Origin of the sequence: Cupriavidus sp. YAF13, from assembly GCF_052113425.1 — a bacterium.
In the GTDB taxonomy this organism is placed as follows: domain Bacteria; phylum Pseudomonadota; class Gammaproteobacteria; order Burkholderiales; family Burkholderiaceae; genus Cupriavidus.
This window is the reverse complement of sequence record NZ_JBFRDD010000005.1, coordinates 16,432-38,146: the sequence shown is the minus strand read 5'-3', so window position 1 is coordinate 38,146 and position 21,715 is coordinate 16,432. Positions and strand designations below refer to the sequence as shown.

Sequence of the window (21,715 nt, the reverse complement as noted above, 5' to 3'; positions counted from 1 at the left end):
GCGTAGAGCCAGCGCCGCGCCGGGCATCCGATCGCCCCGGCCAGCCCACCACATGAACCGGCCAAGGAGACAACCGTGCTGCAACAAGCACACCGGGCACATATCGAGCGCCTGCTCGCCTTCTCGCGGCAGCCCGGCGCGGCCGACGGCACCATCGAGCGCTCCTGGCTGCGCTGCTTCAACGACTATGGCCTCGATCCGAGCCGGCCGGTGCCCGCCTATATCGTGGAAGCGCAGCGCCTGCGCGAACACAAGGACCAGATCGAGGACTTTCTCGGCGTGGCGCGTACCGGCATGGAGCAGCTCTACAAGCGTGTGTCCGCCCTGGACTGCGTGCTGCTGCTCACCGACGCCCATGGCGTGACCGTGGACTTCATCGGCAACGACCACTGGGAGCAGGAGCTCAAGCACGCCGGGCTCTACCTCGGCGCGGACTGGAGCGAGCCGCGCGCCGGCACCTGCGCGGTCGGCACCTGCATCGTCGAGCAGGCGCCGGTGACCTGCCACCAGACCGACCACTTCGACGTGTCCCACATCTCGCTCACGTGCAACAGCGCACCGCTGTTCGATCCCACCGGCGGCTTCCTGGGCGTGCTCGACGTCTCCGCGCTAAGCGCCCCGGCGCCGCGCGAGGGACAGCACCTGGCGCTGCAGATGACCACCATGTACGCGCAGATGATCGAGGATGCCAATTTCCTGCGCTACTTCCGCGACCAATGGATCCTGCGGCTGGGCTCGACGTGGTCGCTGCTGGACGTGGACAGCGAGATCATGGTCGCCTTCGACGCCGACGGCGTCATCCGGGGCATCAACAGCGGCGGCCGGCGCAAGCTGCGGCTGGCCGACGCCGCCGAAGGACAGCGCGGCGGCAAGCCCGAGGATGTGCGCGGCCACCTGCTGACCGAAGTCTTCCGCGAGGACATGAGCGAGCTCTGGCGCATCGCGCGCGCCGGCATGTCGTCCGAGCGCACCGCCGTGCGCACCCATGACCACGGCCTGTACTACGCCACTGCGATCGCCCCGCGCGGCGCACCGGGCCGGCCCTCCTCGCCCGGCGCCCAGCCCGCGCTGCCGAGCGCGCAAGCCAGCGCCGCGCTGGACGCGCTCGGCGCGGACGACCCGCAGATGCAGCGCCTGATCCTGCAGGCCAGGCGCCTTGCCAACAAGCCGCTCAATATCCTGGTGCATGGTGAGACCGGCACCGGCAAGGAAGTACTGGCCAAGGCGCTGCACGCCGCCAGCGAGCGCCGCGGCAAAGCCTTCGTCGCGGTCAACTGCGCGGCCATTCCCGAATCGCTGATCGAGAGCGAACTGTTCGGCTACGCGCCGGGCACCTTCACCGGTGCGCGCAGCAAAGGCATGCGTGGCCTGATCGCGCAGTCGGATGGCGGCACCCTCTTTCTCGACGAGATCGGCGACATGCCGCTGCACCTGCAAAGCCGGCTGCTGCGCGTGCTGTCCGAGCGCGAGGTGATGCCGCTGGGCGCGGAGAAACCCGTCCCGGTGGATCTGCGCGTCATCGCCGCTTCGCACCGCGACCTGCGCCAGTTGATCGCCGAACAGTGCTTCCGCGAAGACCTCTACTACCGGCTGTGTGGGGCCACTTTGCACCTGCCGGCGCTGCGCGAGCGGCGCGACAAGGATTACCTGATCGCGCGCATCGCCGAAGAAGAAGGCCGGCAGCTGGATATGCGAGCCGTGCTGGCGCCCGCCGCGCTGGCCCTGCTGCGGGCCTATTCCTGGCAGGGCAATGTGCGGCAACTGCGCAATGTACTGCGCTTTGCGCTGGCCATGAGCGACAACGGATTGATCGACACTGAGGCGCTGCCGCCGGAGATCCTCGAGAGCACGCAGGAAATCCGGCCGGATGCGCGCCCGGAGGCGGCGCCGCTGCCCGGCAACGAACGCGAGGCCTTGCTGGCTGCCCTGCGGCGTAACAAGTGGCGTATTACGCAGGTTGCCGTTGACCTGGGCATCGCGCGCGCCACGGTCTACCGTCAAATGGAGCGCTACGGCATTGTCGCACCCAACCAGCAATAAGGCTTCGGCCGTGGGAGCGCCGTGAACGCCTGATCCCCGGCACGTACGGCGTGGGTGAGCGGCATCGTTCCTGCTCGCCGGCGAGGCAGCAAGCCAGCAAGGCAGTGGATCGACCATAATGTCGGTCGACCTCCAAACACCCAGCCCTTGCTGCACCACGTGCCAGACGCCGACAGTCCCCTCTCATCCGCCTCATCCGCTTCCCCCGCCAGCGGCAGCGCTTGCGGCGCACCGCCGGCCCTCCCCGCTTCGGACTGGCACCGGCGCGTGCTGGCGCTGGCGTTCCCGATCATCCTGGCCAACCTGACCCAGCCGATCCTGGGTGCGGTCGATACCGCCGTTGCCGGCCACCTGCCGGATCCGGCCTACCTGGGCGGCGTAGCCGCCGGCGGCCTGTTCTTCAGCTTTGTATTCTGGGGCTTCGGGTTCCTGCGCATGGGTACCACCGGCCTCGCCGCGCAAGCCTACGGCGCCCAGGACGGCGCGGCACTGCGCGCCACGCTGGCACGCGCCCTGATGCTGGCCACCGTCATCGGGCTCGGCGTGCTGGCCGTGCAGATGCCCTTGATCAACGGCGCGCTGGGCCTGATCGGCGGCAGCGACACACTCCAGCACCACGCGCGGGTCTACAGCCATGCGCGGATCTGGGCGGCGCCTTTTGCCTTGTGCAACTACGTGGTGCTCGGCTACCTGCTGGGCTGCCAGCACGTGCGGCTCGGCCTGCTCATCCAGCTCTTCATCAACGCGGTGAACATTGCCGCGGTGCTGCTTTATGTTTATGTATTCGACTGGGGCATCGCGGGGATCGGCGCCGCCACAGCCACCGCCGATGCATGCGGCTTCGTGCTGGGCGCTGCCCTGCTCTGGCGGCTGCGCCCGCACGGCTTGCCGCCTCTGCGCTGGGCGGTGGTCGCCGATGCGCACGAACTGAAGCGGCTGGTCGCCCTCAACCGCGACATCTTCATCCGCACGCTGTGCTTGGTGRCCAGCTTCGGCTGGTTCGCCCATGCGGGCGCCCAGCAAGGCGACGTGATCCTGGCGGCCAACGCGCTGCTGCTCAACTTCCAGACCTTCATGGCGTACGCGCTCGATGGCTTCGCGCATGCCGCCGAGGCGCTGGTGGGCGCCGCCATCGGCACCCGGGACCGGCATGCCTTCCGGCGCGCGGTCCGGGTCACGATGATCTGGGGCGTGGTGGGCGCGCTGTGCTTCTCCCTGGTGTATGCCGGCGCCGGAGAATGGATCATCGCCTGCCTGACCGACCAGCGGGCGGTCCACGACGCGGCGGTGCGCTACCTGCCGTGGGCGGTCGCCCTGCCGCTGGTCTCCGTGTGGGGCTTCCTGCTCGATGGCGTGTTTATCGGCGCCACCTGCACGCGCGACCTGATGCACTCGATGGCCTTGTCGTTCGCGGCGTTCATGGTGGCGGCGCTTACGCTGGCCGGCCCATTCGGCAACGACGGCTTATGGGCGGCGCTGCTGCTGTTCATGGCCGCGCGCGGCGTCACGCTGGCACGGGTGTTCCCGCGCATCGAGGCCAGCCGCCTGCCGTGATGTCGAACATCGCTGGACTTCGGTGCCTGGCATCCTGCCTCGGGGTGTCTGCCGGCAGCTTGATCCATTCCGCGTTAGCCGGCCGGGGACCAATCACTTCGATTGACGACGCCGTCCAGCCCGATGGTCTCCATCGAACAGCCGCTCACCGGTGTGAACCGGCCCCTCGCGAAGGCACGGCCAAGGCCAGCTCCTGGCGGGGAAGGACCCGTGGCACACACCTCGCGGTCGCCTCCTCCCGACCCGTTGCTGTCATCCGGGGCGCCGCGCCGGCGCCGGCCGTTCTCTCCCTCAACAGTCACTTTTGGCATCAGATCTAAGGTAAGGTCCCGCGATGCGGACAACTGGATTATCTTGGCGGTGGCGGATGCCGGTGGTCAACTCATCAGGAGATACGAAATGACCAGCAAGAACACGATCTGTTTGTGGTACGAAGGTGGCGCCGTTGACGCCGCAAACTTCTATGCGGAAACGTTCCCCGACAGTTCTGTCGGCGCTGTCTACCGCGCACCGGGCGACTATCCTGGCGGCAAGCAGGGCGATGTGCTAACGGTTGAGTTCGCCGTCGCCGGCATCCCCTGCCTTGGCCTGAACGGCGGCCCGTATTTCAAGCACAACGAGGCATTCTCGTTTCAAATCGCGACGGATGACCAGGCCGAAACCGATCGCTTGTGGAACGCGATCGTCGGCAATGGCGGCCAGGAAAGCGCATGCGGCTGGTGCAAGGACCGGTGGGGCTTGTCATGGCAGATCACCCCGCGCGCCCTCACCGCGGCAATATCCGACCCCGATCGCGCTGCGGCCAGGCGCGCGTTTGACGCGATGATGACCATGAGGAAGATCGACATCGCCGCGATAGAAGCGGCACGGCTGGGCCAAAGCCTATCCGCAAGTTGACGCAGCGAAGCCTGCGAGGCCATCGCATGGTTATGCGGGATTGGAATCGAGGAAGACATAGAGCGCTGCGATTTTTTCATCACGAACGATGATCACGTCCCAGCCCGTATAGTCGGGGGCTTCGCCGCGCGGGCCAGAACCCCAAGCCAGACGACCGGCGTTGTGGAGAGCCTGAGGCTCGCCGTGCGGTGTGTAAGCAAAGTGCGGGTGCGTCGCGCGAAGATCCCCTGCGAATTTGTCGAGAGCGCCGTGCCCGACGAATACGCCCGTAGGCACGTAGAGCACGCAGTCCTCGGTATAGAGCGCCTCGATCGCCGCGCGACGACGCGTTGCGTCGCCTTCGCCGAAGACCTCCTGGAGGTTGCGATAAAGCAGTTCATGGGTACGGTCATTCATAACACACTCCTTAATCGATAACTTTGGACGTTTGCGGTCGCGTGGTGTGGAGATCTCTTGATGTCTATCTCCTGGGTGGTGTGGTGCGACAAGACAAATCTACGACGTCATGCTAATTTTCGAAATAGAAATGAATGAAAGCCATCGTTGCAGGATTGTCGATGTCAAAACTACCGGATTTCGAAGGGCTCGCGATGTTCGCGAAGGTTGCCGAAGAAGGCTCGTTCGCTGCGGCGGCAACAGCCATGGGGGTCTCGGTGGCCACGGTCTCTCGGGCCGTTACCCGTCTTGAAGAGCGGCTGGGAGGTCGACTGTTCAACCGCACCTCCCGACGACTTGCGCTCACGGACTATGGCCACACGCTTGCCGAGCGAGCGGCGAGAATCTACGCGGAGGCGGAGGAAGCGGAGGATTTCGCACGTGAGACGTCAAGCCGACCGCGTGGTCTCGTAAAGCTCGCGGCGCCGCTCTCCTTTGGTGCTCGCTGGGTGGCTCCGTTGCTGCCTGAATTCTTTCGGACCTATCCGGATATTTCCGTCGAACTTCATCTCACGGATGCACAGACTGACCTGATTGGCGATGGCTTTGACGCCGCCCTGCGCATCGCCATCATGGAGGACTCGTCACTCGTCGCACGCCTCATTGCACCCGTGCGTCGATTTGTCGTGGCATCTCCAGCCTATCTGTCTTGCCATGGCCGCCCTCAGCACCCGCATGATCTTGGCGCCCACCAGTGTCTTACCTACACCAACAGGAGCAAGCGCGACGTCTGGCGATTTACCCATGAAAGCGGCGAGGAATGTAGCGTCACACCGACCGGAGCATTGCGAGGAACGAGCGTGGAGGCATTACTGCCCACGGTCCTCGCTGGACTTGCCATCACCGAGTTTCCTGAGTTTGTCGCGACACAGTATTTCCGGGACAAACAGCTCGAGCCGGTTTTGACCGATTGGCGCTTGCCTGAAGGTGGTTTGTATTTCGTCACACCCACTGCCCGCGCACGGCCCGCCAAGGTGAGTGCGTTGGCCGATTTCTTCATCTCCAGACTCACTGCCGCGGCAGTGGAGCGCAGAGACGTCTAAGGAAGGGAAATCGTCCGGCCAGCGCAGAAGGTGATTTCCTCTTTCTTCAATGGCCGATCTCAGTCCGGCGGATGCCAGAGATCGTCCCAGGTTCGCTGCTTGTCTGTCAGCGCACAACCACGGCTCCTCCGAGCCCGAAGTATTTTCTCCTGTGCTATGATTTCCGCACTCATGTGACTGGCGCATATAGATAGAGCACTATCGGGGAGCGTGAGGTTGCTAGCCGCCGCGCGCCTGGGCATTACCTAAAATCCTTGGAGATGGGTTATGCCTGATTTTGCACAGTTGCTCATGTTCGCTCTTGTGGCGTTGGGAATGGTTTTAACGCCAGGGCCGAACATGATTTATCTAATTTCCCGCTCAATTTGCCAAGGTAGACGCGCAGGCCTCATTTCGTTGGGCGGCGTTGCTCTGGGCTTTGTGTTCTACATGCTCTGCGCGGCATTCGGCATTACGGCTTTCGTATTTGCGGTACCTTACGCATACGACACGCTTCGCTTTGGCGGCGCTTTGTACCTTCTCTATCTTGCCTGGCAAGCGGTCAAACCGGGCGGACGGTCCGCGTTTGCAGTGCGCGACCTGCCGGTCGATACCCCAAGAAAGCTCTTTAGCATGGGGTTTATCACCAACCTGGCGAATCCCAAAATCGCCGTCATGTATCTGTCTCTGCTTCCCCAATTCATTACGGAAGGACACGGCAGTGTTCTTACCCAATCGCTGGCGCTCGGCGGCGTTCAGATTTCGATCAGCCTCGCTGTGAATGCACTGATCATCGTGACGGCCGGATCGATGTCTACCTTCCTGTCAGGACGCCCGCAATGGCTATTGGTGCAGCGCTGGCTGATGGGAAGCGTGCTGACAGGCTTGGCGGTGCGCATGGCATACGAATCCAAGAAATAGCGACACCTTGCCCATACGTCGGCGCAACAGCCAGCGGCCAACGTCCGTGGCCCACCCTGAGCAGTCCTTCGGGTGGGCCTGGAGCCGATGGCGGGATTTGGGGTACAACGGCCACGCCTAGGCAAGCTGGACGAGGAGTCGCCGGTCATATCCTCGCATGGCTTTGAAGCTCGTGGACTTTTGTTCAGTACTGGATAAACCCCGACGCCTGAGGCCCCGTCAAAACAACGCCTTCTGCCCCGTCACCAGCGCCTCGAACGCGTCGTCCAGGAACGGCAGGATGGCGTCGGCCACCGGCTGCAGCTGGCGCGTCAGGTAGTGGTCGTAGTCGATGGGCGAGCGCCGGGTTTCCAGCGGCTCCGGGCCGGCCACCGTCATCACATAGCTGATCCAGCCGCCGTTCTGGTATTGCAGCGGACGGCCCTCCTTGCGGTTGAACTCGTCCGCGATGCGTGCCGCGCGCACATGCGGCGGCACGTTGCGCTGATAGTCTTCGAGCGTGCGGCGCAAGCGCTTGCGGTAGACCAGTTGCGCGTCGAACTCGCCGCTCATGGTGCGGCGGACATAGTCCTGCACGTACTCCCGGTACGGCTGCTGCTTGAACACGCGTTGATAAAGCGCTTGCTGGAACTGCTGGGCTAGCGGCGTCCAGTCCGTGCGTACCGTTTCCAGGCCCTTGTAGACCATCTCTTCCCTGCCGTCCGCCTTGACGACCAGCCCCGCGTAGCGCTTCTTGCTGCCTTGCTCGGCGCCGCGCACGGTGGGCATCAGGAAGCGGCGGTAGTGGGTCTCGTACTGCAGCTCCAGCGCGCTCTCCAGTCCGTACTGTTGTTGCAGATGCTGCCGCCACCACTGGTTCACCTGCTGGACGAGGGCGTGGCCGATCCTGTCGGCGTCCGCTTCCGCGTGCGGCTGCTTCAGCCAGACAAAGGTCGAATCGGTATCGCCATAGATCACCTGGTAGCCCTGCGCCTCGATCAGCTCGCGCGTGCGGTGCATGATCTCGTGGCCGCGCATGGTGATCGACGACGCCAGGCGTGGGTCGAAGAAGCGGCAGACGCTGGAGCCTAGCACCCCGTAGAACGCATTCATGATGATCTTCAGGGCCTGCGACAAGGGCTTGTTGCCTTCGCGCTTGGCGGCTTCGCGGCCTTGCCAGATCTGCTGGACGATGGCCGGCAGGCAATGCCGGGTACGCGAGAAGCGCGCGCCGCGAAATCCCGGCACCGAGCTTTTGTCGGACGGATCCTGCAACCCTTCCACCAGCCCGAGCGGATCGATAAGGAAAGTGCGGATGATGGACGGGTACAGGCTCTTGTAGTCCAGCACCAGCACCGAATCGTACAGCCCGGGCTGCGAATCCATGACAAAGCCGCCGGGGCTGGCGCCCTCCGGCACCTCGCCCAGGTTCGGGGCAACATAGCCCTGGCGATGCATCAGCGGCATGTACAGGTGCGTGAAGGCGGCCACGCTGCCACCGCTGCGGTCCGCCGGCAGTCCCGTGACAGCGGCGCGCTCCAGCAGGAAGGTCAGCAACTCGGTCTTGGCAAAGATCCGGGTCACCAGTTCGCAGTCCTTGAGGTTGTAGCGGGCCAGCGCCGGCTTGTCTTCGGCGAAGCGGCGGTCGATCTCCGCCATCCGCTGATACGGGTTGTCGATGGACTTGCCCTCGCCTAGCAGCGTCTGCGCCACGCTCTCCAGGCTGAAGGACGGGAAGTTCCAGGTAGCGGACCGCAGCGCCTCGATGCCATCGATGATCAGGCGGCCAGCGGCGGAGGCAAAGAAATGGTTCTCCTTGAAGCCGTGCTCGCGCCACTCCAGCACATTGCCGCCCCGGCCAAACAGCAGCGGGACCTGATAGCGATCCGCGTGCTTCTGCAGCACGCGCAGGTCGAACTGCACCACGTTCCAGCCGATGATGGCATCGGGATCGTGCCGGGCTAGCCATTGGTTCAGCTTTTGCAGCATCAGCGGGTGGCTGGCGCAATACTCCAGGTCAAAGTCGACCGCGCTGTCGTCGCCGTTGGGTGGGCCGAGCATATACACCTGGCGCTGGCCGCAGCCTTCCAGCGCGATCGAGTACAGGTCGCCGTGGGCGGTGGTCTCGATGTCCAGCGAGACCAGCTTCAGCCGGGGCCGATATGCCGGCCCGGGTTTCATCTGGCTGTTGAGCAGGGGTCCCTTGCCGTTAGCCTCGTTAGCGTCGTTAGCTTCGTTGGCCTCGCCGGCAAACCAGACGGGCGCGGTGATGAAGCGCTCCATCAGGTAGCGCTCCGGGGGGCGGATGTCGGCCTCGTAGACGCTGACGCCGGCTTCCTTCAGCAATTTTTCCAGCTTGGTGAGCTGGCGGTAGTGCTGGCAGTACAGGCCCAGCACCGGGCGGCGATGGAAATCCGCGAGCGGGAGTTCGCGCAACACCACGTTGCGCTCGCCGCGCAAGACCGCCTCGGCGGTCTCGCGCTGCTCGGCCGGGACGAACGCCACCGAGGGCTGATGCGCCAGGCGGATATGCCGAGGGCCACTGTCGGTTGCCAGCCAGAACTCGACTTCCGTCCCGGCGGCCGTATCCCGCCAGTGCCGAGTCAGAAGAAAACCCTGTTGTCGTTGAGCCACCTGCCGCCTTTGAAAACCCACCCTGGCCGGCTATTTTACTGGTCCTTGGCCAGTCAAGCCCCGCTCAAGCCCCGTTCAGGCCCCGGTGAGGCCGGATGGCGCGCCCCGCCCTCCACGTTCCTGATGCAGCTTGAACACGGCCACCGCCTGCACCAGCTGCCGTGCCCGCGCATGCAGGCTTTCCGCCGCTGCCGAGCTTTCCTCCACCAGTGCGGCGTTCTGCTGGGTGGCCTGGTCCATCTGGCTCATGGCGGTTTCGATCTGCGCCACGCCCGCGCTCTGCTCCGTGCTGGCTGCGCTGATCTCGCCCATGATGTCGGTCACGCGCTTGATCGCCGCGACGATCTCCGTCATGGTGGCGCCGGCATGGTCCACCATGGCCGTGCCCTGCTCCACGCGCTCCACGCTGGCGTTGATCAGCGTCTTGATCTCCTTGGCCGCCTCGGCGCTGCGCTGCGCGAGATTGCGCACCTCACCCGCCACCACGGCAAAGCCACGCCCCTGTTCGCCGGCGCGCGCGGCCTCCACGGCGGCGTTCAGCGCCAGGATGTTGGTCTGGAACGCGATGCTGTCGATCACGCCGATGATGTCGGCAATCCTGCGCGAGCTGTCGTTGATGTCCTTCATGGTGCCCACCACCTGCCCGACCACGTCGCCACCCCTGCGCGCCACCGTGGTGGCGCCGATGGCGAACTGATTGGCCTGCAGCGCGTTGTCGGCGTTCTGCCTGACCGTGGAGCTGAGCTCCTCCATCGAGGCCGCGGTCTGCTCGAGCGCACTGGCCTGCTCCTCGGTACGGCCGGACAGGTCGCGGTTGCCATCGGCGATCTGCTGGCTCGCGCTGGCGACGCCCTCGGCGTTCTCGCGCACGTTGGCGATCACGCGCACCAGGCTAGCCTGCATATCCTTGAGCGCGCGCATCAGCTTGGCGGTTTCATTGTTGCCGCTGGCATCGAACTGCAGGCTCAGGTCACCCGCAGCCACGGCAGCCGACACCCGCACCGCCTGATTGATTGGCCGGGTGATGGCGCGGATGATCCATGTGGCCATGCAAACGGCGACCAGCAGCGCGATGGCACCCGAAGCCCAGATCGTGGCCTTCATGCGCTCGACGGCATCGATGGCCTCGCTGGTGGACGCTTCCATCAGCTTGTCCTGATGCTGGATCAGGCCTTCCACCGCGGCGAAGTAGGCCAGCTGGGCCGGGCGCAACTCGCCCAGCAGCATGTTCCTGGCTTCGTCGGCATTGCCTGCCGCCACCAGCCCGGTGAACTTGTCCTGCAGGGCCCCGTACGCGCCGCGCGCCTCTTTCACCTTGGCGAGCTCGGCCTGCCCCTTATCAGAGGTGATCTTGGTCTCCAGCCGGGCCCATTGGGCGGCAATGGTCTTTTGCGTGGCGGCTGTCAGTTCACGTTCCTTCTCGATATCCGTCGCCACCGTCATGATCACCATATTGCGCAGCGATCGCGCGATCTGGTTCAGGTTTCCCTCAATGTCGTTGAGATCCGCTATTTTTCTGTAGTGGTCACTTAATACCGTGTGCAATGCATCTTCCACGGTATGAATCTTGATGATCGATGTGCCGCCCATGAAGGCGATCAACAGAACCAGAATGCCGAATCCGGCAGTTAGGCGGGTCGATATTTTCATGTCACTGAAACGCATGGTTGTCCGTCGTCCTGGAAAAAGAAAGGAGGAATGCAAGAGGTAATCGGCCAGAGCCATCCCGGAAAAACAAGCGAGAGACCGGCAGGCGGCTGCGTGGCAACGCCGCCTGCACGGATGCCTGATCTTCGCTTGTCGTGGCAACCGATCGAGTGTCGGCTTCGGGAGAAAGACATCGGCTCGTACCGGCAAGGAATGCCGGCGTTCTTCATGCCGATGACTACATATCGGCAAGGTTGAGTGGCTCTTTAGTCCCTCGCGCAATGGCGTTGCGCGAATATCCGCGCTGCGGATATGGCTAGCCAGCCATCCTCTCTTTTAAGCAACTACTGGACATGGGGCGACGGATTGCGTGTCACACGAATTTCCCGGTGAGGCCGCCATCCACCACCAGCTCCGTGCCGGTGACATAGGCCGCCGCATCGGAGGCGAGGAAGGCGCAGGCGTGGGCCACGTCCCATGCGCTGCCCATGCGGCCCATCGGCACTTGCGCGGCGCGTGCACGGCGCGCCTCTTCCAGGCTGGTGCCGGAGAACATCTTCGCCACCGTGGTGGCGATGCGCGGCGTGTCGATCAGCCCCGGCACCACGGTGTTGGCGCGCACGCCATGCGGCGCATATTGTTGCGCCAGCATGCGCGTGAACTGCGTCACGGCTGCCTTGGTCACGCTGTAGGCCAGGTGCGGATAGCCCACGTAGCGCATGCCGGCGACCGACGAGATGGCGATGATGGCGCCGCGCCCGCGCGCCACCATGTCGGGCAGCACCTGCTGGCTGGCCAGCAGCAGGCTGCGCACGTTGACGGCGTGGATGCGGTCCAGGTCGTCCGCGGTGGTCTCCATCGGGCCACCGGTCTTGCCAATGCCTACGTTGTGATGCAGCACGTCCACCATGCCGAAGCGCTCGCGCGCCGCGGCGAAGAGCCGCGCCACTTCAGCCTCCACGGACACATCGCCCGTGAAGGTCTCGGCGATGCCGCCCTCGGCCCGGATCAGCGCCGTGGTTTCTTCGGCCGAGGCCGCGTCGCGGTCCACCACGCAGACCTGCGCGCCCAGGCGCGCGTAGGTCACGCTGGCCGCGCGGCCGATGCTCCAGCCCGGCCCCGCGGAGCCCGCGCCGGCGACAAAGACCGTGCGGCCCGTGAGATCGAGCGGCAACGCTGGCGGGCGCGCCGCCGCTGCGCTGTCGCCTGGGTTCGCTAGGTCCGCTAGGTTCGATACGTTCGTCATTTCACGCGCCCTCCCCTGGCCGGTGCCCGCCTTCGCCCACGTAAGGAATCGCGTGCTCGATGGTGTCCCAGATAAAACGGCCCGAGGGGCTTTGCTGCTCCTCCACGATATGCGCCACCAGCCCGGCCGCGCGCGAGATCACGGCAAAGCCGCGCATCACGGCCGTGGGCACGCCCAGCTCACCCAGCAAGGCGGCCACGGCGCCGGTGGCGTTGATGGTGATGGGCCGCCCGGCCACGGCATCCACCGCGCTGGACAGGCGCTCCAGCGCGCGGATCTTGTCGCCGGCCAGGTCGGGCTCGGCGCGGCCCATTTCCAGCAGCTTGTAGGCGCGCGGGTCCACCGGCTTGTGCAGGTGGTGGCCAAAGCCGGGCACATGGCTCTTGATGGACTTGTAGTGGCGCGCGATCTCCATGGCCTCGGCATCGGGATCGGCGGCCGCGCCGATGCGGTCGAGCAGTTGCGCGCAGTTCTCCATGGTGCCCACGAAGGAGCTGCCTACGGCTAGCAGGCCGGCGGATACGGCGCCCTGCAGGTTCTCGGGCGCGCTCATGTAGATCAGCCGCGTGGCGATGGCGCTAGGCGTGAGGCCGTGCTCCATCAGCACGATCAGCACCACGTCGGTGATGCGCAGGTCCACCGGGCGCGGCTCGCGGCCCAGGATCTGCATGAGCATGACCTCGGTAAAGGTCTTCTTGCCCATTAGGTCCTCGACCAGGTCCGCGTCGCGGTAATGCAGGCTGGTGAGGGTGTGGGTGCAAAGGCGGGTGACGGGCTTGGAGGAAGCTGGGGAAGTCATGATGGGTTCTCAGTGGATGCGTTGGCAGGGGTCGGGGCCGATGGGGCTTCGGGGCCGATGGCGCGTTCGCGCACGGCGGTCTTGAGCACCTTGCCCACGGCGGAGCGCGGCAGGCTCGCATGAAAGTGGACGCGCTTGGGCGTTTGCACGGGGCCCAGGCGCTCGCGCACAAAGGCAATCAGTTCGCCTTCGGTGGCATGCTGGCCGGGGCGCAGCTGCACGGCAGCCTGCACCGCTTCGCCCCATTTTTCGTCGGGCACGCCGAACACCGTGCATTCGTGCACCGCCGGGTGCTGGCCCAGCGCGTTCTCCACATCCACCGGATAAACGTTGAAGCCGCCGGTGATGACCATGTCCTTGAGCCGGTCCTTGAGGTACAGGTAGCCGCGTTCGTCGATCAGGCCGCGGTCGCCCGTGTGCAGCCAGCCGTCCACCAGCGTCTCGGCGGATTTCTCCGGCAAGCGCCAGTAGCCGCTCATCACCAGGTCGCCGCGCGCGACCACCTCGCCGACCTCGCCCGGGGGCAGCAGGCGGCCGTCCGGGGCCATGATGGCCACGTCGCTGAACCAGGTGGGCAGGCCTACAGCGGCCCAGTTGCGCTCGTCCTCGAAATCCGCAGGGCGCATCACGGTCAGGCTCTGCGGCGCCTCGGTTTGCCCGTAGGTGGTGCCCAGCACGGGGCCGAAGAACGCGCGCACCTCGCGGATCTTCTCGGGCGGCATCGGCGCGCCGCCGTAGATCAGGCGGCGCAGGCAGGGGAAGTCCGCGCGTGTGGCGCCGGGCAGCGCCATCAGCATGTAGACCAGCGTGGGCGGCATGAAGCACACGGTGCCGCCCCGCTCGCGAAACGCGGTGCGCACCGCCTCCGCACCGGCCTCGGCCAGCACCACGTGGCAGCCGCCCTGCGCCAGGATGGGCAACAGGTAGGTCGACGTGCCATGCGTGATCGGCGCGGCCACGATGTAGCGCTCGTGCTCGTCAAAGCCCCAGGCGTGGATCTGGTTGGAGACGTTGGTCATCCAGGCGCGGTACGGCTGCATCACGCCCTTGGGCGCGCCCGTGGTGCCGCCGGTGAACTTGATCGCCTGCGTGGCCTCCTCCGGCAGCGCAAAGGCCGGGCGCGATGCGCCGGCATGCTGCGCGATCAGCGCGGCCACCGAGCTCTCCCCGGGTGGCGGCGAGCCGCTATAGATGCGCGCGCCGGCCGCGCCCTCCAGCAGTCCGGCGCAGGCCACATCGAGCACCAGGATGGAGGGCTCGGTGGCGTCGATGATGCGGCGTATCTCCGGCCGGGTGCTCTTGGGGTTCAGCGGCACCCAGACCTTGCCGCAGGCCAGCACCGCCAAGAGCGCGACGATGTGCTCGGCGCTGTTCTTCGCGCAAATGCCCACGCGGCTCTGCAGGGTGTTGTCAAGCGCATTGAGCGCCGTGGCCAGCGCGGCCACCTGGGCGGCCAGCGCGTCGTAGCGGATCGCGCCTTCGGGGGCGTCGATGGCAATGTTGCCGGGCCAGCGCGCCGCGGCGCGCCAGAAGAAGTCGATCGGGTACATGTAGGCAACGCTCCTTGCTTGTTATTCGGCCTTGGCGCCGGACTGTTTCACCACGTCATGCCAGCGCTTGGTTTCCGCCGCGATCAGGCGGCGCAATTGCTCAGGCGTGCCAGGCTCGGGGGTGGCCGCCAGATCCTGCAAGCGCTGGCGCACGTCGGGCGCGGCCAGCACCTTGTTGAGGGCCGAGTTCAGGCGCTCGATCACCGGCCGCGGCGTGCCGGCGGGCGCGGCCAGGCTGAACCACGATTGCACGTCAAAGCCGGGAAAGCCCGACTCGGCAACAGTCGGCACCTCGGGCAGCAGCGGCGAGCGCTGGGCGCTGGTGATGGCAATGGCGCGCAACCGCCCCGCCTTCACGTGCGGCAGGGCCGAAGGCGTGTTGTCGAACATCGATTGCACCTGCCCGCCCAGCAGGTCGGTCACCGCCGGCGCGCTGCCCCGATACGGGATGTGCAGCATGTTCAGCCGGGCCTGCATCTTGAACATCTCGCCCGACAGGTGGATGGACGAGCCGCTGCCCGACGACGCAAAGGTGATGCCGTCCTGCGACGCCTTGGCAAAACGGATGTAGTCGGCAAGGGTTTTCACCGGCAGCTTGGGGTTCACCACCAGGATGTTGGGAATCCTGGCGATCAGCCCGATGGGCTCGAAGTCCTTTTGCGGGTCGTAGCCAAGCTTGTCGTACAGCGACGCGTTGATGGTGTTGGCGATGGTGTAGACGTAGAGCGTGTAACCATCGGGCACGGACTTGGCCACCACCTCGGCGCCCACGTTACTATTGGCGCCCGCCCGGTTGTCCACCACCATCGGCTGGCCCAGCTGCTCGCCCAGCTTGAGCGCGATGATGCGCGCGATCACGTCCGTKSCGCCGCCGGCGGCGTAGCCAACCACGAGCTTGATGGGCTTGGTGGGCCAGGCAGCCTGGGCGCTGGGCTGGGCATGAAGCGGCAGCGCCAGGCCGGCGGCCAGGCTGAGGGCCGCCGCGAACGCCAACAGGCGCCGGCGCGGGGCATGATGCAAGGTCATGGTTTGTCTCCTGTTTTGGCAGTGCAATGCCGTAGCTGGCCCCCTTCTGGCCGCGCTGCGGCATACTGCGGGTGGCTTCCATCGACCGAGAAATTCTTCCCCATGCCTGCCCGCTCCGCCAATCAAAACGTCCGCCTGTCGGACGTTTCTGCCAAAGGCAAGGCAGCCCTCGGCCCCCTTCCCGACGCCGCCGATGCTGCCCAGCCCGCCGAAGACAGCGGCAGCCGCACGCTGCGGCGCGGCCTGCAATTGCTGGATGCGGTGCTGGCCAGCGGCCGCGAAGGCCTGCGCGTAGTCGACCTGTGCCGCATCGCGGCGCTGGAGCGCGCCACGGTCTACCGCCTGCTGGCCACCTTGATGGAAAGCGGCTATGTGGCGCAGCGCGGGCGCTTTCGCTACGTGGCGGGGCCGCGCCTGTCGGCGCTTGCGCAGCCGCATGCCACCGATGGCCTGGCGGCACGGCTACAGCCAGTGCTGGCACGCGTGAGTGCCGCCTGTGGGGATGCCGCCTTCGCCATCGTGCGCGAAGGCGCGATCTCGCACTGCATCGCGCGCCATGTCGGGACGCACCCGGTGCAGATCCTCGTGATCCAGGTCGGCACGCGCCAGCCGCTGGGCGTCGGCGCCGCCGGGCTGGCCCTGCTGGCGGCGCTGCCGCAAGACGACGTGGCGCAATGCATCGCCGCCAATGCCGCGGCGCTAGGCCACTATGGCGGCATGACGCCCGAGCGCATGAATATCCTGGTGCGCGCCACGCGCGAGCGCGGCTGGTCCGTGATCGGCAATCACGCCACCCGCGGCGTGCTGGCCGTGGGCATGGCGGTGCACAACACGGACGGCGAGCCGGTGGCGGGCATCAGCGTGGCCTCCACGCTGGCCCGCATGCCGCGCGAGCGCCAGCAACTGATTGCGCGGGCCATGCGTGAATCGCGGGCGGCGTTGTTGCCTAAGGGACTGTGAAAGCGATAAGTGGCAGCCCCCTACCCCCAAGACACATCCCGAAACGCCTCCACCAGAAAGTCCACCAGCCGGCGCACCTTGAGCGGCAACTGCTTGCGCGTCGGATACACGGCGTACACGCCGATCTCGATCGCGCGGAACTCGGGCATCAGTTCAACCAGGTCCCCGCGCCGCAAGTCGTCCTGGAGCATGAAGCTCGGCTGCAGCATGATGCCGCCATGCGCCAGCGCAATGGCGCGGCACGTGTCGCCATTGTTGGAATACACCCGGGCGCGGGTGCTCACGCTGACCTTGCCGTGCGGGCCATCGAACTGCCATTCGTCGCGCCCGGACCAGTTGGTATAGGCCAGCACGCGGTGCCCGGCCAGTTCATGCGGATGGGTTGGCGCGCCGTGCTGCGCCAGGTAGGCGGGCGACGCGCATAGCACCATGCGGGTTGCGACCAGTTTGCGGCTGATCAGCGCGGAGCTTGGCATGTCGCCGATGCGCACGGCAAGGTCGTAACCTTCGTCGACCAGGTCCACCACACGGTCATTGAGGGTGATATCGAGATCAACCTGCGGATACGCCGCCATGAAGGCGCTCCAGAGCGGCGCGAGGTGCAGGATGCCAAATGTGAGCGGCACGTTGATACGGATCAGCCCGCTGGGTTCCTGCTTGCGGGACGTGATCTCGGATTCGGCATCATCCAGCGCCGCCAGCACTTCGCGCGCGCGCTGGTAGAAAATGCGCCCTTCCTCGGTCATCGACAGCCGGCGTGTGGTGCGCTGCAGCAGGCGCACGCCCAGGCGCTGTTCCAGCGCATCCACATGGCGCGAGACCGCGGCCTTGGACATGCGCAGGCCCTCGACCGCACCGACAAAGCTGCCGGCGTCGACCACGGCGGTGAATACGGTCATTTCCAGGGCGCGGTCCATGGGGTAGCCTCGGCATTGGCTCATTGTCTCGATAATCGGGACTATATATCACACGAACGGCGGTTTATGACTGCCGGATGAATCAATAGACTAGCGAGATTCCCTATGTCGTTGCACGCCGCGGGTTTTGCCGTGGCCACCGGAGAATCCGAGATGTCTACCGCACTTCCCGTCCTGTTTGTCTCCCATGGCGCGCCCACCTTCGCCATCGAGCCGGGCCTGGCCGGCCCGCAACTCGCCGCGCTAGGCCGTGTGCTGCCGGCGCCCAAGGCGGTGCTGGTGGTCTCGCCCCACTGGGAAACGCGAGGCGGCGTGCGCGTGACGGCAAGTGCACAGCCCGAGACCATCCACGATTTCGGCGGCTTCCCGCGTGCCCTGTACGAGATCCGCTACCCGGCGGCCGGGCATCCGGCATTGGCCGAGCGCACGGTGGCGCTGCTGGCGCAGGCCGGGTTCAACGCCGGGCTGGATCCGCAGCGCGGCCTGGATCACGGCGCCTGGGTGCCGATCCGCCACCTGTATCCCGATGCGCAGGTGCCGGTGTTCCAGGTGTCGCTGCCGCAGCCGCTGGACCCGGCCGGCGCGCTGGCGCTGGGCCGTGCGCTGGCGCCGCTGCGCGAGCAGGGCGTGCTGATCGTCGCCTCCGGCAGCATGACGCACAACCTCCATGAATTCCGCGGCCATGGCGGCGGCGATGCCCCGTACGTGGCAGCATTCACGCAGTGGGTACGCGAGGCGGTGCGCAGCGCCATGCGCACCGCAGACTTGCAGCCGCTGATCGATTACCGGCGCCAGGCCCCGCACGCGGAGCGCGCGCACCCGACCGACGAGCACTTCCTGCCGCTGCTGGTGGCCATCGGCGCAGCCGAAGCAGGCGAGCCGCTGGCGGTGATAGACGGCGGCATCACCTACGGGATCTTGTCGATGGAATCGTATGTACTCGGCCAAGTCCGGCCGCTAGCCGCGCAGCCCGTTGCGGCCTGATTCCCTGCCTGAACCCTTGCCTGATCCCCTTGCCCGATTCCTTGTTCACAGCCACGCGAGACGATATGAACACCACCCGCAATGAAATCGGCCCGCTGGCCGAAGACCCCGCGACCGGCCTGCGTTATCGCTTGCGAAAGGCGCAAGCGGATGCGGCCGCAGCGCCTGCCGCGCGGCTCCTGCTGCTGCACGGCGTAGGCAGCAACGAGACCAGCCTCGCGCCGGTGGCCACCCGTATCGACCCGCGCGTGGACGTGGTGCTGGTGCAAGGCCCGCTCACCTTCGGGCCCGGCCAGCATGGCTTTTTCGAGGTCAGCTTCGCCGGTGGCGCGCCCGCCATCAACGCAGTCCAGGCGGAGCGCAGCCGCCAGCAGTTGATTGCCTTCGTCCGTGCCCTCCATGCGCAGGATGGCGCCCTGCCCGCGCGCACGGTGATCGCCGGCTTCAGCCAGGGCGGCATCCTCAGCGCCAGCGTTGGCCTGAGCGCGCCAGCCGACGTGGCGGGCTTTGCCGTGCTGAGCGGGCGCATCCTGCCGGAGATCGAGCCGCACCTCGCCCCGCCTGAGACGCTTGCCGGGTTATCGGCCTTTATCGCGCACGGGGAGTTCGACAACAAGCTGCCCGTCGCGTGGGCCGAGCGCGCGGACCAGTGGCTGGACGCGCTGGGTGTGCCGCATCAGTCGCGGCGCTACCCCATTGGCCATGACCTGACCGCCGACGTGGTAGCCGATTTCCAGCAATGGCTTGCCGGCGTGCTTTTTCCTGTCTAATCCTTACCCTGCACAAAACCCAAAAACCAAGAAACCCGATACCCGCCCCCCTGATCGCATGTACACGAAAGGCACCGCAGTAGAGATCCAGTTTTCCCCGAAGCGCCTGAACGACGGCGCGGGCGATCCATACTGGATCGACCTGACCACGGAAGAGGCACAGGCGCTGCTTGCACTGTTGCAGGCGCGCCTGGCGCCCGGCGGCGAAGCCACGGCGGCGCCGCTTGTCTTCAGCCTGGACGAGCCGGAACAAGAGAAGGCCGCCGCGCAGCCGGAAGCCCCCATCGCGGCAAAGGCCGCATCCGCCGCCACCGGCGCGTTCAAGCAATGGGTGTGCATCATCTGCGGCTGGGTCTATGACGAGGCCGCAGGCCTTCCGGAGGACGGCATCGCACCCGGTACCCGCTGGGAAGACATTCCCGACGACTGGCGCTGCCCGCTGTGCGACGTGGGCAAGGAAGACTTTGCGATGGTGGCATTCTGATCGGGACCAGGCAATCTGGTTGCGCACGCAACTAGATTGGATTATCTTGAACTGGTTGCGCACACAACCAGGAGACAAGACATGTACCAGCGCGAAGTCCACGCCGCATCCCTGCCGGTGCTGCACCCCGGCGGCATGGATGCCCCGCGCCAGGTCGTCATCGCCGGCGGCGGGCCCGTCGGGCTGGCCGCCGCGCTAGCCCTGGCCCGCCACGGCATCCCCAGCGTGGTGCTGGAGGCGGACGACGGCACCTGTGAAGGCAGCCGGGCCATCTGCATCTCCCGGCGCTCGCTGGAAATCCTCGACGCGCTCGGGGTCGCCGCCCCGGTCTTGGACAAAGGCCTCGCCTGGGCGGGCGGCCGCAGCTACTACCGCAACGAGGAGGTGCTGCACTTCACCATGGCGCACGAACCCGGGCAGGTCTTTCCGCCCATGGTCAACATCCAGCAGTACTACATCGAGCAATACCTGCTCGACGCCATCGCGCGCTACCCGGACCTGATCGAAATCCGCTGGCAGAACCGCGTTACCGCCGTCACGCAAGACAGCAACGGCGTGACGCTGGCGGTAGCCGCGGGCGACCATGCCTACACGGTGCGTGCGGACTGGCTGGTGGCAGCCGACGGCGGCCGCAGCGCCGTGCGCGATGCGCTAGGCTTGTCATTGCGCGGCATGCAGTACGAGGGCCGCTACGTCATCGTGGATATCGCTATCGACGCCCCGCGCGAGGTCGAGCGGCTGGCGTGGTTCGATCCGCCGTCCAACCCCGGCTCCACCATCTTGCTGCACCAGCAGCCGGACCAGGTGTGGCGCATCGACTACCAGGTCGGCGAGCACGAGGATGCGGAGCAGGCCGTCAAGCCGGAAAACGTGCTGCCGCGCGTGGCGAGCCACCTCAAGATGATGGGCGTGACCGCGCCGTGGGAGCCGCTGTGGATCTCGATCTACAACGCGAAGTGCCTCACGCTGGATAGCTACGTGCACGGCCGCACGCTCTTTGCCGGCGACGCCGCGCACCTGGTGCCCATCTTTGGCGTGCGCGGCCTGAACAGCGGCTTCGACGATGCCTTCAACCTCGCCTGGAAGCTCGCCCTTGCCGTGCGCGGCAAGGCTTCCCCCGGCTTGCTGCCCTCCTACTCCACGGAGCGCGTGGCGGCGGCGCGCGAGAACATGCGCTTCGGCGCGAAGAGCACGGAGTTCATGGCCCCGCCCTCGCCTGCCTTTGCCTTGATGCGTGAAGCCGTGCTGGGGCTATCGGCGGCGCACGCGGAACTGCGTTCGCTGATCAACCCGCGCCAGACCAGTCCGGCGGTCTTTGCCGACTCGCCCATTGCCGCGACGGACGACCCTGCCTTCAAGGCCGGTCCGGCGCCGGGCGCCGCGCTGACTGACATGCCGCTGGTCGGCCCGCACGGCGCACCGACTTCGCTGGTCCGCTGCATCGGCAAAGGCTTCACCGCGTTTTGCTTTGCCGGCGCCGGCCAGGACCTGGACGACGCCGTGCCCGGGCTGCGCCAGCTATGCGACAGCGGCCTGGAACTGGATTGCCACCTGATTGCGGGCACGGCGCCCGCGGCGGGACGGCTGACCGATCCGCAGGATGCCGTGCGGCGCGCACTGGACGCCGTCGACGGTACGCTCTACCTGGTCCGCCCGGATGGCTACGTCAGCGGCCGCTGGCGACAAGCCCGCGCCGGCGATGTGCGCAACGCCATCGCCCTTGCCATGCAGATCGCCTAAGAGGCTGTTTCAAAATGAAGCGAAGCGGTTCTGGCTAGGCGCGCGGCCGCAGACAGTACAAGTGGTACGGCCAAGGCCGCGCAACGACGCCAGCATCTTTTGGAAATGGC

General features: G+C 66.3%; 18 protein-coding genes and 1 riboswitch. Of the genes, 10 read left to right on the top strand and 8 right to left on the bottom strand.

From position 1 onward, the window contains the following. Nucleotides 1-75 precede the first annotated feature (75 nt). The 3 genes from AB4061_RS06140 (at nt 76) to AB4061_RS06130 (ending at nt 4,491) form a co-directional block, all read left to right on the top strand. Entirely contained in the window at nt 76-2,040 is a 1,965-nt protein-coding gene (locus AB4061_RS06140; RefSeq protein WP_441631900.1) for a sigma-54-dependent Fis family transcriptional regulator, read from the top strand. A gap of 159 nt (nt 2,041-2,199) precedes the next feature. Next, nucleotides 2,200-3,594 (top strand): MATE family efflux transporter, encoded by a 1,395-nt coding sequence (locus tag AB4061_RS06135; RefSeq protein ID WP_441631898.1) that lies wholly within the window; start codon nt 2,200-2,202, stop codon nt 3,592-3,594. Nucleotides 3,595-3,993: 399 nt separating this feature from the next. Continuing rightward, entirely contained in the window at nt 3,994-4,491 is a 498-nt protein-coding gene (locus AB4061_RS06130) for a VOC family protein (protein WP_441631896.1), read from the top strand. Between the two features lie 30 nt (nt 4,492-4,521). Here AB4061_RS06130 and AB4061_RS06125 read toward each other — a convergent pair whose 3' ends face one another. Beyond that, nucleotides 4,522-4,887 carry a nuclear transport factor 2 family protein gene (locus AB4061_RS06125; protein ID WP_441631894.1) on the bottom strand — a complete coding sequence of 122 codons (366 nt, stop codon included), beginning with the start codon at nt 4,885-4,887 and terminating at the stop codon, nt 4,522-4,524. Nucleotides 4,888-5,048: 161 nt separating this feature from the next. Between AB4061_RS06125 and AB4061_RS06120 the strand changes: the two genes are divergently transcribed. Together AB4061_RS06120 and AB4061_RS06115 are read left to right on the top strand one after the other, a co-directional pair. Beyond that, nucleotides 5,049-5,969, top strand: coding sequence for a LysR family transcriptional regulator (locus AB4061_RS06120; protein ID WP_441632130.1), 921 nt, complete (start codon nt 5,049-5,051; stop codon nt 5,967-5,969). 163 nt (nt 5,970-6,132) lie between these two features. After that, a riboswitch (ZMP/ZTP riboswitch) is annotated at nt 6,133-6,216 on the top strand. Between the two features lie 20 nt (nt 6,217-6,236). Beyond that, nucleotides 6,237-6,869 (top strand): LysE family translocator, encoded by a 633-nt coding sequence (locus AB4061_RS06115; RefSeq protein ID WP_441631892.1) that lies wholly within the window; start codon nt 6,237-6,239, stop codon nt 6,867-6,869. 219 nt (nt 6,870-7,088) lie between these two features. On the opposite strand, the gene AB4061_RS06110 is transcribed toward AB4061_RS06115, so the two are convergent. The 6 genes from AB4061_RS06110 to AB4061_RS06085 all read right to left on the bottom strand — a co-directional run bounded on the left by AB4061_RS06110 (nt 7,089) and on the right by AB4061_RS06085 (nt 15,750). After that, nucleotides 7,089-9,482 carry a DNA polymerase II gene (locus tag AB4061_RS06110; protein WP_441631890.1) on the bottom strand — a complete coding sequence of 798 codons (2,394 nt, stop codon included), beginning with the start codon at nt 9,480-9,482 and terminating at the stop codon, nt 7,089-7,091. 75 nt (nt 9,483-9,557) lie between these two features. Further along, nucleotides 9,558-11,132 carry a methyl-accepting chemotaxis protein gene (locus tag AB4061_RS06105; RefSeq protein WP_441631888.1) on the bottom strand — a complete coding sequence of 525 codons (1,575 nt, stop codon included), beginning with the start codon at nt 11,130-11,132 and terminating at the stop codon, nt 9,558-9,560. A 370-nt stretch (nt 11,133-11,502) separates the two neighbouring features. Next, on the bottom strand, nt 11,503-12,375 hold the full coding sequence (locus AB4061_RS06100; protein WP_441631886.1) for an SDR family NAD(P)-dependent oxidoreductase: 873 nt from the start codon (nt 12,373-12,375) through the stop codon (nt 11,503-11,505). A 1-nt stretch (nt 12,376) separates the two neighbouring features. Beyond that, nucleotides 12,377-13,174, bottom strand: coding sequence for a citryl-CoA lyase (locus AB4061_RS06095; RefSeq protein WP_441631884.1), 798 nt, complete (start codon nt 13,172-13,174; stop codon nt 12,377-12,379). Beyond that, entirely contained in the window at nt 13,171-14,724 is a 1,554-nt protein-coding gene (locus AB4061_RS06090) for a class I adenylate-forming enzyme family protein (protein ID WP_441631882.1), read from the bottom strand. Before AB4061_RS06090 ends, AB4061_RS06095 begins: the two co-directional genes overlap by 4 nt. A 21-nt stretch (nt 14,725-14,745) precedes the next feature. After that, on the bottom strand, nt 14,746-15,750 hold the full coding sequence (locus AB4061_RS06085) for a tripartite tricarboxylate transporter substrate binding protein (RefSeq protein WP_441631880.1): 1,005 nt from the start codon (nt 15,748-15,750) through the stop codon (nt 14,746-14,748). A gap of 102 nt (nt 15,751-15,852) precedes the next feature. Here AB4061_RS06085 and AB4061_RS06080 point away from each other — a divergent pair, with 102 nt between their 5' ends. Next, nucleotides 15,853-16,710: an IclR family transcriptional regulator gene (locus tag AB4061_RS06080; protein ID WP_441631878.1), complete on the top strand. Its 858-nt coding sequence runs from the start codon at nt 15,853-15,855 to the stop codon at nt 16,708-16,710. A 20-nt stretch (nt 16,711-16,730) separates the two neighbouring features. Here the strand turns inward: AB4061_RS06080 and AB4061_RS06075 are convergent, their stop codons facing one another. After that, on the bottom strand, nt 16,731-17,627 hold the full coding sequence (locus AB4061_RS06075; RefSeq protein WP_441631876.1) for a LysR family transcriptional regulator: 897 nt from the start codon (nt 17,625-17,627) through the stop codon (nt 16,731-16,733). 153 nt (nt 17,628-17,780) lie between these two features. Here AB4061_RS06075 and AB4061_RS06070 point away from each other — a divergent pair, with 153 nt between their 5' ends. From AB4061_RS06070 to AB4061_RS06055, 4 genes are all read left to right on the top strand, one after another. After that, on the top strand, nt 17,781-18,611 hold the full coding sequence (locus AB4061_RS06070; RefSeq protein WP_441631874.1) for a dioxygenase family protein: 831 nt from the start codon (nt 17,781-17,783) through the stop codon (nt 18,609-18,611). A gap of 65 nt (nt 18,612-18,676) precedes the next feature. Then, nucleotides 18,677-19,381, top strand: coding sequence for an alpha/beta hydrolase (locus AB4061_RS06065; RefSeq protein ID WP_441631872.1), 705 nt, complete (start codon nt 18,677-18,679; stop codon nt 19,379-19,381). Between the two features lie 58 nt (nt 19,382-19,439). Then, the gene (locus tag AB4061_RS06060) at nt 19,440-19,865 is read left to right on the top strand and encodes a rubredoxin (RefSeq protein ID WP_441631870.1); all 426 of its coding nucleotides are present in this window, start codon (nt 19,440-19,442) and stop codon (nt 19,863-19,865) included. Between the two features lie 81 nt (nt 19,866-19,946). After that, complete coding sequence (locus AB4061_RS06055) at nt 19,947-21,605, top strand: FAD-dependent monooxygenase (protein ID WP_441631868.1); 1,659 nt, start codon at nt 19,947-19,949, stop codon at nt 21,603-21,605. The last annotated feature ends 110 nt before the right edge of the window (nt 21,606-21,715 follow it).